The 17,161-nt window shown below is 38.9% G+C and carries 18 protein-coding genes and 1 pseudogene; 6 read left to right on the top strand and 13 right to left on the bottom strand.

Annotated features, from left to right (window positions below):
* Positions 1 to 41: 41 nt before the first annotated feature.
* Both AC0VZ9_RS16085 and AC0VZ9_RS16080 read right to left on the bottom strand, forming a co-directional pair.
* A complete protein-coding gene (locus AC0VZ9_RS16085) occupies positions 42 to 1,040 on the bottom strand; it encodes an HAAS signaling domain-containing protein (protein ID WP_071155337.1) in 999 nt (332 codons plus the stop codon).
* Positions 1,027 to 1,374: a PadR family transcriptional regulator gene (locus tag AC0VZ9_RS16080; protein WP_009333937.1), complete on the bottom strand. Its 348-nt coding sequence runs from the start codon at positions 1,372 to 1,374 to the stop codon at positions 1,027 to 1,029. Before AC0VZ9_RS16080 ends, AC0VZ9_RS16085 begins: the two co-directional genes overlap by 14 nt.
* Positions 1,375 to 1,767: 393 nt before the next feature.
* Between AC0VZ9_RS16080 and AC0VZ9_RS16075 the strand changes: the two genes are divergently transcribed.
* Positions 1,768 to 1,896 (top strand): hypothetical protein, encoded by a 129-nt coding sequence (locus AC0VZ9_RS16075; RefSeq protein WP_256815164.1) that lies wholly within the window; start codon positions 1,768 to 1,770, stop codon positions 1,894 to 1,896.
* 83 nt (positions 1,897 to 1,979) lie between these two features.
* Here the strand turns inward: AC0VZ9_RS16075 and AC0VZ9_RS16070 are convergent, their stop codons facing one another.
* Positions 1,980 to 2,603, bottom strand: a complete 624-nt coding sequence (locus AC0VZ9_RS16070) for a LysE family translocator (RefSeq protein ID WP_009333938.1) — start codon at positions 2,601 to 2,603, stop codon at positions 1,980 to 1,982.
* A 113-nt stretch (positions 2,604 to 2,716) separates the two neighbouring features.
* Between AC0VZ9_RS16070 and AC0VZ9_RS16065 the strand changes: the two genes are divergently transcribed.
* Entirely contained in the window at positions 2,717 to 3,262 is a 546-nt protein-coding gene (locus AC0VZ9_RS16065) for a cupin domain-containing protein (RefSeq protein ID WP_071155333.1), read from the top strand.
* A 44-nt stretch (positions 3,263 to 3,306) separates the two neighbouring features.
* Here AC0VZ9_RS16065 and AC0VZ9_RS16060 read toward each other — a convergent pair whose 3' ends face one another.
* The gene (locus AC0VZ9_RS16060) at positions 3,307 to 3,822 is read right to left on the bottom strand and encodes a CBO0543 family protein (RefSeq protein WP_071155332.1); all 516 of its coding nucleotides are present in this window, start codon (positions 3,820 to 3,822) and stop codon (positions 3,307 to 3,309) included.
* A gap of 51 nt (positions 3,823 to 3,873) precedes the next feature.
* The gene (locus AC0VZ9_RS16055; protein WP_475396454.1) at positions 3,874 to 4,314 is read right to left on the bottom strand and encodes a CBO0543 family protein; all 441 of its coding nucleotides are present in this window, start codon (positions 4,312 to 4,314) and stop codon (positions 3,874 to 3,876) included.
* Positions 4,315 to 4,635: 321 nt separating this feature from the next.
* Here AC0VZ9_RS16055 and AC0VZ9_RS16050 point away from each other — a divergent pair, with 321 nt between their 5' ends.
* Together AC0VZ9_RS16050 and AC0VZ9_RS16045 are read left to right on the top strand one after the other, a co-directional pair.
* Positions 4,636 to 4,962, top strand: coding sequence for an ArsR/SmtB family transcription factor (locus AC0VZ9_RS16050; RefSeq protein ID WP_048008571.1), 327 nt, complete (start codon positions 4,636 to 4,638; stop codon positions 4,960 to 4,962).
* A gap of 85 nt (positions 4,963 to 5,047) precedes the next feature.
* Positions 5,048 to 5,563: an SRPBCC family protein gene (locus AC0VZ9_RS16045; protein WP_475396453.1), complete on the top strand. Its 516-nt coding sequence runs from the start codon at positions 5,048 to 5,050 to the stop codon at positions 5,561 to 5,563.
* 274 nt (positions 5,564 to 5,837) lie between these two features.
* Here the strand turns inward: AC0VZ9_RS16045 and AC0VZ9_RS16040 are convergent.
* The 8 genes and pseudogenes from AC0VZ9_RS16040 to AC0VZ9_RS16005 all read right to left on the bottom strand — a co-directional run.
* Positions 5,838 to 6,089 (bottom strand): annotated as a pseudogene (locus AC0VZ9_RS16040) (hypothetical protein); the annotation flags it as partial.
* Positions 6,090 to 6,375: 286 nt separating this feature from the next.
* Positions 6,376 to 7,557 (bottom strand): M24 family metallopeptidase, encoded by a 1,182-nt coding sequence (locus AC0VZ9_RS16035; RefSeq protein ID WP_251265155.1) that lies wholly within the window; start codon positions 7,555 to 7,557, stop codon positions 6,376 to 6,378.
* On the bottom strand, positions 7,538 to 8,584 hold the full coding sequence (locus tag AC0VZ9_RS16030) for an ABC transporter ATP-binding protein (RefSeq protein WP_423376005.1): 1,047 nt from the start codon (positions 8,582 to 8,584) through the stop codon (positions 7,538 to 7,540). The genes AC0VZ9_RS16035 and AC0VZ9_RS16030 overlap by 20 nt, the downstream gene beginning before the upstream one ends.
* Entirely contained in the window at positions 8,542 to 9,531 is a 990-nt protein-coding gene (locus tag AC0VZ9_RS16025; RefSeq protein ID WP_475396452.1) for an ABC transporter ATP-binding protein, read from the bottom strand. Before AC0VZ9_RS16025 ends, AC0VZ9_RS16030 begins: the two co-directional genes overlap by 43 nt.
* Positions 9,532 to 9,547: 16 nt before the next feature.
* Entirely contained in the window at positions 9,548 to 10,450 is a 903-nt protein-coding gene (locus AC0VZ9_RS16020; RefSeq protein ID WP_284521844.1) for an ABC transporter permease, read from the bottom strand.
* Between the two features lie 8 nt (positions 10,451 to 10,458).
* Complete coding sequence (locus AC0VZ9_RS16015) at positions 10,459 to 11,376, bottom strand: ABC transporter permease (RefSeq protein ID WP_475396451.1); 918 nt, start codon at positions 11,374 to 11,376, stop codon at positions 10,459 to 10,461.
* 72 nt (positions 11,377 to 11,448) lie between these two features.
* Complete coding sequence (locus AC0VZ9_RS16010) at positions 11,449 to 12,999, bottom strand: ABC transporter substrate-binding protein (RefSeq protein WP_475396450.1); 1,551 nt, start codon at positions 12,997 to 12,999, stop codon at positions 11,449 to 11,451.
* Positions 12,989 to 13,438, bottom strand: coding sequence for a MarR family winged helix-turn-helix transcriptional regulator (locus tag AC0VZ9_RS16005; RefSeq protein ID WP_258752449.1), 450 nt, complete (start codon positions 13,436 to 13,438; stop codon positions 12,989 to 12,991). The genes AC0VZ9_RS16010 and AC0VZ9_RS16005 overlap by 11 nt, the downstream gene beginning before the upstream one ends.
* Positions 13,439 to 13,896: 458 nt before the next feature.
* Here AC0VZ9_RS16005 and AC0VZ9_RS16000 point away from each other — a divergent pair, with 458 nt between their 5' ends.
* Positions 13,897 to 15,171 (top strand): IS110 family RNA-guided transposase, encoded by a 1,275-nt coding sequence (locus AC0VZ9_RS16000; protein WP_009336805.1) that lies wholly within the window; start codon positions 13,897 to 13,899, stop codon positions 15,169 to 15,171.
* Positions 15,172 to 15,658: 487 nt separating this feature from the next.
* Positions 15,659 to 16,528, top strand: a complete 870-nt coding sequence (locus AC0VZ9_RS15995) for an alpha/beta fold hydrolase (RefSeq protein WP_475396449.1) — start codon at positions 15,659 to 15,661, stop codon at positions 16,526 to 16,528.
* Positions 16,529 to 17,161: the final 633 nt, after the last annotated feature.

The raw sequence follows: 17,161 nt of genomic DNA, 5'->3' as shown, positions 1-17,161 counted from the left end.
TCTAATTTTTGAGAACAGGCATTATGATTGTGGACTTCACATTATTGAATTCTTGATTTACGTATCCCATCAAAGATACTCATTCCTGCATAAAAGATAAATACCATCATGATGCCGCCAAGCAGCCAGTTTTTAAATTGAGCGGCTGAAATCGAGAATAAATCGCTCATGTAGGCTGTGAATTCAGGCTGGAGCAAATTCGGGTTCAGCAGAATGAAGATGAACACGATGGTGGCGAACAGTTCAAGGACGGTGTTAAAGATCGCCATTCTTTTCGTCCATTGGCCAATGATTAATTTGTAGAGTGCCAATCCTACTTCGAGCGCAATGATGACTACGACGATAGGCCAATACCCGAGCAGAACCTCCTGGCTGACTGCTGCAATTTGGAACTCCAGTCCTTCACCGCCGCCTCTATATACACCCATCAGCCGGTCTGCATAAAAGTAAAGGGTTGCCCAAATGGCAGTCCACATTAAGCTTCCGAAAACCTCAAACTTGGAAATGGCTTTCTTCTTCGGAATATAGGTGATGCTTTTCAAGTCTTCCGGTGTCCATGGTTTTAAGCTTGGAGATAAAGGATGCTGCTCTTTTCCTTTATCCATTCTCTCAATAACGGCGAATACAATCGTCAGCCAGAAAAATACCTGAACGGCCACTTCAATCAGTCTCCAAATCCCATATCCCATGAAACCGAGCACCGCATTAATGATGGTATCATCGCGGTTAAAGTCAAAAATGAACTCGGCAGCAACGGAAATCAATGCAACCGCTGCTGCAATCGGCAGGATCATTTTTAATAATGACACATAAACATCAAAATAGCGCGGCCCGATGAGATGCATCGGCTGATCACGGTAACCGGCGGCTAAAGCTGCGGGGCTTCCCAATTTACCGAGGACATCCTTAACATCCTCCTCATTGTAATCATCCGGAAGCATATCCCCAATCGTTGACTGCAGCTCGAGTGCGATATCCGCACGGCTTTTTTCAGGCAGCCTCCGGGTCACTTCCTGTATATATACCTCAATTAAATTCATCTTCCTCATCCCCTTTCAACAGCCCGTAAAGCTGTTTTGAATTCTTGATCCATTCCTCTCTTAACTGCAGAAAAGTCTCCAGTCCCAGTTCGCTCAAAACATAATACTTGCGTGGCCTGCTCTCGGTATGATCCCAATTGCTTGTCACAAGCTCCTGTTTTTCCAGACGCCGCAGCAATGGATATAACGTGCTCTGATCAATATTTATGCCGGAGTCCTCTAATAATTGAACTAGCGAATACCCATATTGCGGTGTCCGCAGCTGGCTTAGAACCGCCAGCGTCAGTGTTCCTCTCCGAAGTTCTGTTGTTAACGAATTCAGCAGCGTACTCATTCACTCACCTCGCTTGATATACTATATGTCATACACTATATGGTTTATACTATGTATCATACAGTATGGACGTGACAATAATCAACTGCTTCTTTTAAGTTTTTTTATCAGTAAATCTGGTCCTGCTTGGATAAGCAGATGTGCAGGGCAGACACTTACCTTTGTAATTCAGGCTCAGGTAGGTAAATATGTTAGTTATATAGGAGGTGATAGTATGTTTGTTTTAGGAAAATGCTGGTGGTGTGAACCGCTGCCATCAGCTTGTGAGGGATGTGCCGACAGTACATTAAGGAATGAGAGAAAAGGGCAGGAATTTTTGGTTATGCTGAAAGGAAACTGCCGAATTTTTAGCTTTAGGTCCTGGTCAAAGTCCTTAGCCTGCAGAGTTTTCTTTTGTCAGATTTAAAGAAGAAACGTGATGCGCAATTTTTACATTCTCCTAGCAGCCAGGAGCAGTTCCTGCAGAAAGAGAATTTATCATCGATTGCCGAAGCACTGCTGCTCCTTCACCATTACCATTGAATTCACCAGGGTATCCTGTGATCTTCCTGTTGTGCTTCAGCGGAAGTAAAAAAACATTGGGGTTATCCAATGTTTTTTACAGTTTAATGCTGTTTATCCAAGGCTAGCTTTAATCCAAATCCAATTAAGACAAGCCCAGTTGCTTTATCCATAACCCTTTGTACTTTCGGGGACATGAGCCATTCCCGCATATAATTTATGAAGTAGACGTATATGAAAAACCAGGAGATGCTCAGCAGTGTGTATATAATTCCCATGATGATCAGCTGATGTGTTGCGTTTTCGCCTGTCTTCACAAATTGCGGCAGAAAGGTTAAGAAAAACATCGCAACCTTGGGATTGAGCACATTTGAAAGGAGTCCTTGTTTAAAGGCAGACTTTTTCATATCGGATTTAACCTCAATTTCTATACCAGTATCATTCTTCTTTTTCATCGAGATGAACGAAGATAACCCGAGATAGATCAAATAGACAGCCCCGGCATATTTTATGATTTCAAATGCAGCAGCAGACTGCATTAAGATGGCTGATAGACCGAAAGCAGCCGCAAAGGTATGCACTAAAGAGCCGGCTGTAATCCCAAGTCCCATTTTATAGCCATCTGCTCTTCCGTCTGCAATCGTCCTTTTTGTAATAAGAGCAGTATCGATCCCTGGACTCATTACCACAAACAATGAAAGAACCAAAAACGTAAAGAAATCATTCATTTTCTTCACTCCTTGCTGATATGTTAAAATATCATTTAACAAATGTTAAATATAATTTAACACAAGATGATCATGTTTTGTTAAAATATTTAAAAAATTTAAGGGGCGGGATTATGGAAAATATAGATATTGGCAAAAAAGTGGAGAAATTCAGGAAGGAGAAGGGTTATAGCAGCAGAGAATTAGCCAGAATAGCTGAAATTACCCCTTCCATGTTAAGCCAGATTGAACGGGGGCTCGCGAATCCTTCGATTCAGACCTTGAAGGTTTTAGCCAAAGCCCTTGATGTTCCCACCTTTAGCTTTCTACTCGAAGAGACGAATACAGAAGATTTAGTTGTACGATTTAATGAACGTAAACATATGGTGGTTGAAAACATATCCTATGAATTATTGTCGCCTGATTTTACAGGGACACTGGCAACTGCAATCATGAATATCCCTCCGGGCACCTCCTCGTCGGAGAAGCTATTGGAGCATAAAGGGGAAGAGGTTGCTTATATATTGGAAGGGAAAATTAAGGTGAATCTGGATGAAGCAGAATACATATTAGAAGCTGGTGACAGCGTTAAAATACCAGCATATATGAAGCATAAGTGGGAAAATACCTTTGATGAAAAAGCTGTTATTCTATTCTCTGTGACTCCGCCATCCTTTTAATCTGGACCCGCATCCTATGTGTGTAGGCAGTGGACCAGAGTCACTTACTGGGGGAGCGGAGGATCAAAGATTATCCATAGAAGCAGAATGCTAAAAAATGCTAAAGCCCAGGCAGCCCAGGGCTTCCATTTATGGATCGCGAGTAAGGAAAAAGTCATTATGTTAAAAAGAAAGGAATAAGCAAGTGTCCATCCATACTGATGAATGATGCTTTCATTAAAATAAGCAATTAATTCAATACCCTCGAAAATCAGAGCCCAAAAAACAACCCAGCCTATTCTTTTGAAAATGGTTTTGGGGAATCTTCCCAAATACACAACAATAACAGATGGATAGATCAGAAATGCTATGGCTGTTGCTATTATGGTGTGCGTTGGCAAAATAAAATGGTCAATCCATACAGGACGGAATTCCCAAACCCTGAAGTCATGAAGCAGCGATGCATATAGCAGGTCGCCTATAATCCAAAATAATAAGGTGGGATAAAATTCATTCAGCCGTTTCCAGGCACCAAACAATAAGCTAACGATGATGAAAAAGACAACAAACGATGTTTGCATATCATAACAAGCCCCTCAATAACCATTTTGTAAGCAAGAAAGACCAAAATATTAAGCATTCGCTTTTTGAAAAAACCAATTACAAAATAAGCGGCTGATATAGAAGGAAAGACATAATGAAAACCAGGTAATATACCATTCCCAATGTATATAGGTAATGAGATCGGTGTATTTTTCGATCAGGACTTCAACAAAGGTCAATACTGATGCAAATCCTGCAAAATAACTGAATTGAAGACCATGGCTCCGGTCATTCGGATACCACACAATAAACGCGGCACATACAACCGGGAACGCATAGTATTCATATGTAAAGCTCGTTCTGCTTATGGAGGGGAATAACCGAATCGGATATTCAAGCATGCCCAGCTCCACGACAGCCAGACCCGCCAGAAACGTAATAAACTGCTTAAATAAGGCAGCCATAACCGCAAGCCGAATTTTGTTTTTCGGAATGAAGAGAAGAATGGCAGTCGCTGCCAAATAAACCATTATAAGATCCACCATTCGATTCTCATGAGGTTTCCCGCCGTTCTGCCTGAAACACAGTTTTTTCTTTATAGAACCAATTCTGAAAATTATTAGCAGGGAAGAATCATGCTGACTAACGATTAAACAAGGTAAAGAGTATTATCGGATATGTTTATTTAGAGGGGAGAAAAAAATTACTTTATAATTTTTAAAATATTCCTTTACAGGAATATTCCTAATGGTGTATATTGTTCTTAAGGAAAGTTACAATAAGGAAGCGGGGGTGGGATCTACAATTGAAATGGGAATAGTGAACACAATCACACTGGGAGATGATTCAACATGAACGGGCAAATTTTCAGTGCACTTGCTGAGCCCAACCGCCTGGATATCATTGACCTGCTGCTGGAAGGAGCGCTTCCGGTGGGGGATATTGCAAAAAAACTAGAATTGAACCAGCCTCAAACTTCCAAGCATCTTCGCGTTCTTTGTGACGCTGGGCTCGTAGAGGTTCAGCCGATCGCCAACCGCCGGATTTATAAAATCAGGCCTGAACCGTTTCAAGAACTGGATAGGTGGCTTGATTCCTATCGTCGATTATGGGAAGGCAGGATGGATAGGCTGGATGATTACCTTAATGTATTGCAGGGCAAAAAACCTTTGAATTGATGGATAAAATGGAGTAAGCTCAACAAAATCTGTCTCTTCAGTTACAAACGGTTTTACAAATACAGCTTCTAATGGAGGAGTAACAATGTCAAATAATGCAATGCTTTCAAGAGTTGAAGATGAACGAGTGCTGGTATTGGAGCGCGTATTCGATGCACCGCGCGAGCTTGTCTATAAAATGTTCAAAGAACCGGAACACCTGAAACATTGGTGGGGTCCGAGAGGATGGGAGCTCCCGGTCTGCAGCGTTGACTTCAGACCTGGTGGAGTATGGCATTATTGCATGAAGTGTGTTGATCGGAATCAGGGCCAATTCTATGGCATGGAATCCTGGGGCAAGGGGATATACAAGGAGATTAGCGAGCCGGAGAGCATCAGCTATACAGACTATTTTTCCGATGCTGAAGGGACAATTAACGAGGAAATGCCATCTACAGAAGTGACTCTGGAATTTGTGGATGTAGACGGCAAAACGAAAATAATTAACCGTGGAGAATACGTTTCCGCAGAAGCGCTTCAGTCCGTAATGGAAATGGGTATGCTGCAAGGCATTACAGATACTTGGAATCGTCTTGAAGAGCATTTGAACGAGGTCAAATAACGAAATTTAACATATAGAAGGCAAAGTTTGCTGCAATTATATTAATTAACATGGCGTTAATCCAAGAAGGATTAACGCTTGTTTTATGAATTAATTGCTTATTAGCTTGGTTCGAAAAAAATTTAATTAATGAATGTTTTAAGATTGTAGCATTGGTTTTATATGGTTTTCAGTATTTTAAAGATAAAGTATTTGCGAAAAGAGTGAAATACAAATTTAAGCTCTCCTTCAATAAGATTTGATTAATTATCTTAAAAACTCGGGCTTTTCTGATTCAAAAATGAGTCTCTCTCTTTATTGTTTTAGGTACTGATGGAGATGATGCTCTCGATGCTGTTGAGGAGGTATTGAAAGATTGGGGGAGTAGGTATGGACAATTCGCATTTATATTTATTAATATAATGACAACTCCTAGCCAATGTGAAAAACTTACTAATTCAGCTAAGATAAGTGCAGAAAATGTTACAGCTACTGGAAGCTCAGAAGCAGTTAAGATCGTACCAAGCCCTGGTCCGATATGGAGCATGAAGAGGGTATTCTAGACTTATACTTCTTCTTTTCATTTTTAATAACACCCGGGCGGGCGTTATTATCTTTAATTTATGAACGCACTTTACCCAAGTGAGTAAAACTACTATCGTAGTTAATTAATCCTTTGGGTAAAGTGCGTTTTTTCCATTTTCCATTACTTTTTAAGTTCCACTGGCCGAAATAAAAAAATTCATTTAAAGTACCTCAGAAAAAATTATAATGACTCAACCGTCCTTTCAGAAAGATTGAGTCATTCATTATTGGTACTAAGGATAATTCCTTTAGTAACAAATTAAGGATTGGAGGTCTCTCGGGTAATAGGTCAACATTTCAATACCATCTTCTGTCACAAGAACCGTATCAGAGTGTCTAAATCCACCTAAGCCCTTCACATATATTCCAGGCTCAACGGTAACAACCATGCCTGGTTTTAGTAATGTGTGATCACCTAAGTCGAAAAACGGTGCTTCATGCCCTAGTATTCCGATGTTGTGGCCGGTATGGTGTCTCGTTAATTCTGTTAAGTTGTTTTCTTTGAAATATGCTTGAACATCTTTTTCAACATCAGAGTACGTTCTTCCAGGTTTGATGGCTTTAAATGCAACTTCTTGGGCTTCATACATATGGTGAAAATATTTTTCCTGCTCTTTAGAATATTCTTCAACGAACATGACTCGCTCTAACTCACTTGTATATCCAAAAACACTGGATGCTGCTCCCGTCACTAGAGTGTCTCCTTTTTTTAGTACGATATTTTGTGTTACGGCATGGGGGAAAGCAGATTCTGGACCGACTTGACCGCGAAAAACAGCGTAAGGTGTTTGACCATGTGGTTTATAATCGGGTCCAAGAGTATCAATCATGGCTTTTGTTGCTTCATTCGAAGCCTTACTAGTAATTTCAATTTCACTTAAACCACTTTTGGTATACTTTTGGAGCAAGCGGTGCACTAGATTTCCCCAGCGACAGGATTCTTTAATTAATTCAATTTCATTTGGACTCTTAATAAATCTCATTTCTTCAACTACACCTTGTAAAGATACAAATTGCTTCGAGTCGATTAGCTGATCTATAGCAGGACCACGATAGCCCATTGGGGAGCCATAGCCTATAGAATCAAAACCAATCGTTTTATTCTCAAACCCATATTCTATTAAGATTTCTTTGAAATACTCCATCGGGTGCTTAATTCCCGGATATTCAGGATATGAATGTACATAATCCACAACACTATATTCTTCCGCATGTTCATGCTCTAATGCTGGAACAAATAAGTGAACTTTATCTTGCGGATCAATCAGCAAACCAATAGGTCTCTCGGTAGGATGGAAATGAAATCCAGTTAAGTAAAAGATATCTGTTACAGAGAAAAGAACGGTAGCATCACATTCCTTTCCTTTGTAAATGCTTTTAAACTTTTCTTGTCTTTCTTTAAATTCGTATTTAGGAATAGATAATAGCATTTGTTTTTTCCTCCTTGTTATTGGTATATAGATGGCAGCTTGCGGTATGACCTGTAACTATTTCTGTGAGTGAAGGTTCAATAGATTTACACATTTCCATGACAAATGGGCATCTTGTGTGGAACGTGCATCCAGAAGGTGGATTGGCAGGGTTAGGAACATCTCCTTTCAATACGATTCGTTCTTTCGCTTCTCTAGGGTGAGATACAGGGATAGCTGAGATTAATGCCTGAGTATAAGGGTGCTTTGGATTTGAAAACAATTCTTCAGTGTCGGCTAATTCTACAATTTTCCCAAGATACATAACAGCAACTCGGTCTGTCATATGTTTAACTACACTTAAATCGTGGGAAATAAATAAGTATGTCAAACCAAAATCTTTTTGTAGCTCGAGCATTAAATTAATAACTTGTGATTGAACAGATACATCAAGAGCAGAAACGGGTTCGTCTGCTATAATAAAGTCTGGGTTTAAAATAACAGTCCTAGCTATGCCGATCCGCTGCCTTTGTCCACCGGAAAATTCATTAGGGTGCCGATCAAGATGTGTTTTAGAGAGACCGACGATTTCTAGAATCTCGATAATTTTCTCCAACCGTTCGTCAGGATGAAATTTCTTATGGACTCGGAGCGGTTCCATTAAGATTTGTTTAATGGTCATCTTAGGATTAAGAGAAGCGTACGGATCCTGAAAAACCATTTGCATCTCTTTCCGTAATGAGCGCATTTTTTCAGTCTGTAATGATAGAAGGTCTTGCCCCTTGTATCGGATTTCACCTGAAGTTGCACCAGTTAACCTTAATATGGTTCTCCCAGTTGTCGATTTTCCGCAACCAGATTCTCCAACTAGGGCAAAAGTTTCTCCTTTATTAATCGAAAAACTAATATCGTCTACAGCCTTTACTACTAGCTTCGGCTTAAAGAGACCTTGTGATATATCATAGTATTTTTTTAGATTCTTAACTTCTAGTAAGGGCTTTTCCGTCAATGAATATTCACCTGCCGATTGGACTCTTGTAGCCAACATTTACTTAAATGCTCTCCCATTGAAAAAGTAGGAGGGGCGCTCACAGTGCATTTATCAAATGCATATGGACATCGATTGGCGAATGTGCAGCCTTCACCAATTTCATCAGGCCTAGGTACTTGTCCGTTAATGGAATAGAGTTTGCTTTTTCTCGAATTATTCGTCGGAAGTGAATGGATTAGACCTTTTGTATATGGATGTAGGGGATTGTCAAATAGTTCATGGATCTCTGCCACTTCAACAATCTCCCCAGCATACATGACCACAACACGATCGCACATTTCTGCTACCACACCCAAATCATGTGTGATAAAAAGAAGACTCATATCTTTTTCAGCTTTAATTTGCTTCATCAGTTCTAAGATTTGAGCTTGAATGGTTACATCTAAAGCAGTAGTAGGTTCATCGCAAATGAGGAGTTTAGGATCGCATAAAAGGGCTAATGAAATAATTATGCGTTGCCTCATACCGCCTGATAATTGATGAGGATATTCGTTAATAATCTGTTCCGCTCTTGGAATGCCCACTTGCTTTAACATATTGATGATGGCTTCTTTTCTTTCTTTCTTTGGCATTTTTTTATGCTGTTTTAGTGGCTCACTTAATTGTTCACCTATTGTAAAAACAGGATTGAGAGAGGTCATTGGTTCCTGGAATATCATGGATATTTCATTCCCGCGAAGTTTTCTGTATTGGTGATTATCTAGAGTAGTTACATCTATATTATTAAAATGAATACTCCCAGAAACAATCTTGCTTTTTTTCTCTGGTAAAAGTCCCATTATCGCTAATGAAGTAACACTTTTTCCACTGCCAGATTCACCAACAACCCCAAGAGTTTCATTTTTTTTCAAGGAGAAATTTACCCCTCGAATCGGTTGAACGGTACCTTCTCCTGTACTAAATTGGATACCAAGATTTTTGATTTCAAGAAGTACTTCAGTCATTTTTTTTCACCTCCTATTATTCGCCTTTTAGTTCTGGATCGAGTGTATCCCTTAACCAGTCACCGAATAAATTAACCCCAAGAGTAGTGAGGATAATCGCAATACCCGGGAATGTGATTAACCACCAAGAACTGAAAATATAATCCTTTCCTTCATTAAGCATATTGCCCCATGCAGGAGTAGGCGGTTGAACTCCGAATCCTAAGAAACTTACGGATGCTTCTGCGATAATGTATGTGCCCATTTGTAAAGAGATCAAAATAATGATGGGTGTAAAGATATTAGGAAGGATATGTCTTACTAATATCTCGAATTTCGGCACACCAGTTGCGATTGCTGCTGTAATAAATTCCTTTTCTCTCAAAGCCAACACTTCACTACGAATAACTCTGGCAAAAATAACCCATCCAGCTAAAGCAAGAGATATGATAATGTTTGTAAGTCCTGCTCCAAGTACTGCACTTATGACGAGTACTAATAAGATAAATGGAAAACTTAATTGAACATCCACAATTCGCATTAGAACTATATCAATCCAGCCCCTAAAGTATCCTGCAATCACACCCACGATGGTGCCAATGACCCCGGCTAATAAAGCTGTGGCTAACCCGATGATTAAGGATACTTTTGTACCTGCAATGATTCTAGAAAGTATATCTCTTCCTAATTGATCGGTTCCTAATATGTGACCGTCTGTAAAAGGAGGTAGTAGACGATCTCGTAATGGGGCATCCATAGGATCAAAAGGGGCAATCCATTGCCCAAATAGACTGAGAACTACTAAAAAGATAATGATGCAAAAACCGAGCAACCCAGCCCAGCTTTTTGACAGTTTTCGAAAGAAATCCTTGAATTTAGATTTCTTTTTAAATTTCATATCAATTGATTTATTAGTGGTTGTAATTGTACTGGTTTCCACAGCTTCACCTACTTCACTCTAATTTGGGGGTTCACATATGCATATAAAATATCTGTAATAAAGTTGATGACTGCATAAATGATGGCAATGATAAATACGCCAGCCAATACAATTGGGAAATCTCGATTCATTAATGACTGGTGTAATAGTCTACCAACACCAGGCCAAGAAAAAACAGCTTCCGTAATAACAGCGCCGCCTAATAAAACACCGAGATCAAGCGCAATTAATGTGAGAATCGGAATCAAAGAATTTTTTAAGGCGTATTTCATAATTAGCGTGGATGTTGGTGTTCCAGCTGCTTTGGATGTTCGGATATAGTCTTTATTTAATACATCTAGCATGGCCGATCGAGTAAAGCGGACAAAACGCGATACGCTATACAAAGCTAGTGTAATAACTGGAAGCACCATGTGATTAACAGAGCCGCCTCCACTCGATGGAAATAATTTTAGTTGAGCAGCAAAAATAAAAATTAAAATTAAACCAAACCAAAAACTGGGGATAGCCTGACCGATAACCGTAATCCCTACACTTGCTTTATCAAATAGGGTGTTTCGTTTATATGCAGATAGAACACCAAGTGGAATAGCGATGATGATTGATAATAACAATGCTGAGAATGCTAGTTGAAAAGTTGCAGGCATTCTTTCTAAAACTAGTCCTAGAGCATCGTCGCCACTTCTTAAAGATTCTCCAAAATCACCTTGAATGGCGCCTTTCATGAAGTCAGTATATTGAACATATAGTGGGCGGTTAAATCCTAATAACTCACGATATTCTTCAATTTGTTCCCTTGGCGCATCAGGCGGGAGGAATAGTGTGGTCGGATCTCCCGAAAGACGAATTAAAAAGAAGACTGCTGTTAGAGCAAGAAATACAACGATGACCACTTGTATTAATCTTTTAATTATAAAATCTAACATAGTAGCACCCCGCCTTATCCCTTGGAATAAAAGAAGAGAGAAGGGGACCCTCTCTTCTTTGAAACTATAAATTTAATTCCATGACATCTCAAACACGTTCATTTTCTCATCAACACGAGGTGAGAAATTTAAAGAGGATTTAACAGCGTAAAGGTCTGCTTGTTGCCATAATGGAACCCAAGCAGCTTGTTCTACTAACTCCTGTTGAAGCTCAGCGTATCCAGCATAGCGCGCTTCTTGATCAAACGATTGGTTTGTTTCCTTAATCTTTTTCTCAATATTCTCCTGGTAAAAACTACTGTATGGCGCTTCTAAAGTGAACAAGTTTTCAATTGTTGACTGGGCATCGAAAGCTGGCCCCCATCCAAGAATGTACATATCACCAGTTTCTCTTTTTTGAATTTTCTCCAAATGCTGTCCCCATTCATTCACCCTTACTTCTACATTGATCCCAATACTTTGTAATTGTGAAGCAATGGCTTGAGCAATATGGGAGTCCATCGGATATCGACCACTTGGTGTATCCAAAGTTAATGTTAATTCTTCTGGACTATAGCCAGCTTCTTCGATTAACTTTACGGCAAGATCTGGGTCATAGTCGTATTCTTTAGTTTCAGCATAATCAGCATTCAATTGGGACAGCGGTCCTGTAATTCTCGATCCATACCCACTTAATACAGTTTCTAGAAGTTCATTTGCATTGATAGCGTGATTAATCGCTTGTCTAACTTTGACATCTTTTAATGGACCATCGACAAGGTTCGATAATGCTAAGTAATTGATACGTGAAGAAGAAATTTGTTTTACTTCATTACTTTCAAATTGTTTAACTGAGTCGACAGGGATGTTCTTAAATAAATATATTTCTCCGCTCATAAAAGCAGACATCCTTGCGCTAAATTCCGGAATAATTCGGAACTCAACTTCCTCAATCTCAGGTTTTCCTTGCCAATAATCTTCAAAAGCTTTTAATTTCAAATGGTTATCTCTTGACCATTCAACAAACGTATATGCCCCTGTACCAACTGGTTTGCTTGATGCTTTCTCTATACCTACTTCTTCAACATAGCCAGGTTCTATAATGAGCAAATCTTCTGCAATTCGTTGGATTAAGCTTGGAAAAGGCACGGATGTATGGATCTCCACTTCGTAATCTGAAAGTACAACGACCTCCTCAACGTTAGCCCATCTTGAACGGTAAAATGACCCGTTACTTTCATCTAAGATGTAGTCGATACTAAATTTAACTGCATTTGCATTAAAATCTGCTCCGTTATGGAACTTAATTCCTTCTTTCAGCTTTAAGTACCATGTTTTTTCATCTATATTTTTCCATTCCTCTGCAAGAACAGGGACAAACTCAGCTGTTTGAGAATCTCGATCAATCAGTGGATCATAAATATTACGAATTAGCGTATCTGTGGTGTAGTTGACATCGTGATTTGCTAGAAGTGTGGTAGCGTCTGCTTCAAAACCGATGACAAGGGGACCCTGACTATTAGCACCTGAACTGGAATCTGGTGAACTACTGGAATTACCATCCACATTCGTACTTTCTGTACATGCTGCCAATAACATCGTAATGATTAAAAGAAATGTAATCAGGAGCTTATTATTCCTCATCAAATCTTCCTCCTTTATTGACTGATAAAATTTTCTCGATTTCTTCCATTGATTGAATAAGAGAATTTACTTGTTCCAAATCAATTTTTTCAATCATCCTCCTTACATCATGGCTGGCATTATCTGAAAGTTCTTTAAGAACTTTTTGCCCTTTTTCAGTGATATGCAAATATTTCTTCCGTTTATCTTGGTTATCCGATACCCGTTCAATAAGTTTTTGTTTGCTGAGCTTATGTATCATTCTACTTACATAACCTTTATCGAAGTCGAAATACTCGGATAATTGAGAAGCTGTACATCTCTTCCTTTTATCTATCTCATATAAAATCATCGCTTCTGACATTGAATAGGGGCTTCCTTTTGAATACTGAGCATACAAACCAACAACATTAAGATAAAAACGGTTAAACTTCTTAATTTTTTCGATTTTTTCATTCATATAGTTTAGTTCCTTAGTTCATAAATTTAGTTGCTAATAACAACTTGTTTACATATTAATTTTAATTGGTCACATTTGTCAACAGAATTTTATGAAAATTCTGTATAAATAAAATCAGGTTCTCTTATGCCTTATTAATTGTGGACATCGACCAGTGCAATTATATATTGACTCATCCACCAATTTCTGTAGTTGATTGGTTAGTTGGTTATAATTCTGTTTTCTTTAAGGATCCTAATATATACTTTAAAGTGATAAATCCCATAAAGGGCTTACCGGCAGGTAATTAACTATTGAAAATCTAAGAAAACAAGAGTAAACAGCCGTTTTCGCTTCTTTTATTGAGGGAGGTTAGCATTCCTGTAGATCGTTATTTTTGAGCTTTGAAAAAAATAGGGCTCCTCAGTAAGATATGAGTAAGACACGACTCTAACTCAAACTTAGGAGGAACCCTTACTATGAAGTTTAAAATGCAGGACAAACAAAATCAACTAATAGAAAGAATTACTGAAAAACATCTTGTGGTTGGTGTGGATATTGCTCAACAATTTCACGTAGCCAGAGCAGTGAATTTCCGTGGGATTGTAGTAGGAGATCCAATCACTTTTCCAAACAACGAAGAGGGATTTTCGTCCCTGTTAATCTGGATTAATAGCATTAAAAGTTTACATAAACTTGAGGCTGCCATAGTTGGTATGGAACCTACCGGTCATTATTGGATTAATCTTTCTAAATGGCTGATGAAACAAGATATTGAGGTAGTGACAGTTAACCCTCATTTGGTGAAAAGAAATAAAGAAAACCGTGATAATACCCAATCAAAGAGTGATAAAAAAGACGCTCTTGTAATAGCAGATATGGTGAAGAACGGTTACTATTCCTTTGTAAGAGATACTTCTGAGTCGTTTGAAAAGCTCAGGGTACTTATGTCGAATCGGGATGTCATTGTTAAGAGGCTTGTAAGCTCGATTAATCAATTGAATCGCTGGGTGGATATTGTCTTCCCCGAGCTTAGACAAGTATTTAAAGACATCACTGCTAAAGGGGCCATCGCAACACTTCGGCTTTTCCCATCTCCGATGGAACTGGGTTCCATGAAGCCTGAAGAGATCGTGGCCGGGTGGAAGTTATTGATGAAGCGACAGCCTGGATTAAAGAAAGCCTATTTACTCCTCAATGTAGCCAGGAAATCAGTTGGTACAAGGCAAGCATTAGAAGCTTATAAATTTCATCTTGAACAATTACTCGAAGAGTATGACCTTGCGATTCAACAACTTGAAAGAGTTGAGCTGGCAATCAAGGATGAACTACCTAAAATTCCTTTCGCGAATAAGTTACTTATGATTAAGGGAATTAGTGAAATTTCGTTAGCTGGTATTTTAGGGGAAGCAGGAGATTTAAGTGGTTTTTCACACGGCAACTCTTTACTTCGCCATGCAGGACTCCATCTAGCCGAAGCCAGTTCAGGGAAGTGGAAAGGGCAAATTATCATTTCAAAGCGTGGAAGATCAAGGTTAAGACGTTTCCTCTATTTAGCTACTATGAGTCTGGTAATGAACAACCCGGAATTTAAAGCCCTCCACTCGAATAATGTTAAGCTCAAGAAAATGAAAAAAATGAAATCTATAATGAAGCTGATCGGGAAGTTAGCTAGGATCTTTGTAGGGATAGCGCGAAAAAACGAAGCTTATTGTGCCAAGAAGGTCCAGCCGTTAACTGAGTTGGCAGCGTAGTCCAATTCACTTTTTCTCGAAGAGAATCATTACCCCTTATATTTTTAAAGATCGAGTGTTGGCTTATTCGCAGGATTTCAAATATGTACGGAGTACCAGGTTTGTTCAACAAAAGGGCACTGACCCATCAGGTTAGCATAACTGGCCTCCACCCCTTGGATAGGCATGACGAAGGAATGAGAGGGCAATTGACCCGTTGAGACATGGGAGGGAAAGCCTCCAAGGGCTGGCGTGGAGAAGTACATCATATGGTAGAATTTGGAGTATAATCCTACTCCTCTATTTAACTATGTCTTCATGTAGCCATTTGTCCAGAATCTACTCTTTTCAATTTAGAAATATATATCCATGGAGGATGAAATCCTGCGAATAAGCGAGCATTCGTGAGTAAACCGTATTAAACTGAGGGAGTTGAACAGGGAGGATTTCCCATACGTATCATAGAAACTATTCAAGGCCTATTTTATTGAGTTGAAGGGGGATTAGTATGTGGGAGAAAAATTTCGTTCAGACATCTAGAGGAGAATTTGAATACTTTACTCAAGGAAGTGGAGAAGCTCTTTGTATTACCCATTTATATACTGAGTTTAATGAATTAGGTAACTATTTTGCTGATTCTTTCGTAAAGCATTTCAAAGTGTATTTGATTAATTTAAAAGAAGCTGGTAAATCTGACAAAGTTTCTTGTGATGCCGATCTCAGTATAAGTGAAAGTGTCAAAGACTTGGAGGCGATTAGGGAAGCACTAAATTATAAACAATGGAGTTTTGCAGGACATTCAACCGGAGGAATGTTAGGTTTGGTTTATGCTTTAATGTACCCGCATTCTCTTGAAAGGTTATTAATTGGAGGTGCAGCATCTTCAAGGCGGTATATGGAACACGAAGGAAGTATGTATTGTCCAAAAAGTCTCTTAAATAAACGATTAAAGGATATTTTCTCAATACTAAAATCTCCAACCTCAACTAAGGAAGAGAGAAGAGAAGCTAGTAAGGAATGGACAAGTATGTCATTACATAGTCCTGAAAGATGGGATGAATACTTCTCAAAACCAAGTAGTGGGAAAGTTGTGCAAAAGAGATTAGATTACTATTCGTTTAAAGACCTACCCAATTTTGATATCCAAAGCGAGCTGCCAAATGTAACAACCCCCACGATTGTTTTTTGTGGAAAATATGATGCACAATGCCCTTTGGTTTTTTCTGAAGAAATCAACGAAGGAATAAGAAACTCAAGATTATATATATTTGAAGAAAGTAATCACTCCCCATTTTTAGAGCAGAAAAATATATTTGATGAAATGGTTTCTGATTTCAAAAGATTGACAGTAAATAGTAACTCGAGTCATTTGCTTTAGGAGATATAGCATCCACCATCGTTTTTTTCCTAAAGTTTGTGAAGAAATGTACTGTGCGAAACGTTTCCTTATAAGTGTATAAACACGAAATAGGAGGATTGCTAAAAAGCAATCACAACTGATTAATTGAAACTTGGAATGAGGGCCGTCATGTTGAGCTGAAACGAGTTATCTGATACTCCTACATGCACGGAATGGTAGTAGCCCGAACGTGTATGAAGCTAGGTGAAGTCGGCTGAAATGTACCTAAGTTCTTAAACAGAATATGGTTCATGATAGGTCGGGATGCTATAAAATATCTAAGGTGAGAATGTCCAGATGGACTGACGAACTTGCGAATGTACAGGTCTAGAATCTAATACGCTCGAAAGACGTATGCTGTAAATGCAGTGTCAAACACCGAAAAGTACGACTAGTACATAGGAACCTCGGAATATCTAACTAATGAGGATATAGAATTGACAGGCTTAAAGTAAGCACCTACGGATATATGTAAAGCTAGGTTAATCGGAACGTTGTAAGTAAGAAACATCCACTATTAAAAGACTACTATCTGGATGGTGTCTATAAGATAAATAAACATCGAAGTGACTTTATTCTTGCGAAAGTAGGGATATAGTACCGATGAAACGT

This window comes from Cytobacillus sp. QJM3NY_8 (assembly GCF_056173585.1).
This window is presented reverse-complemented; position numbering and strand designations above follow the sequence as displayed.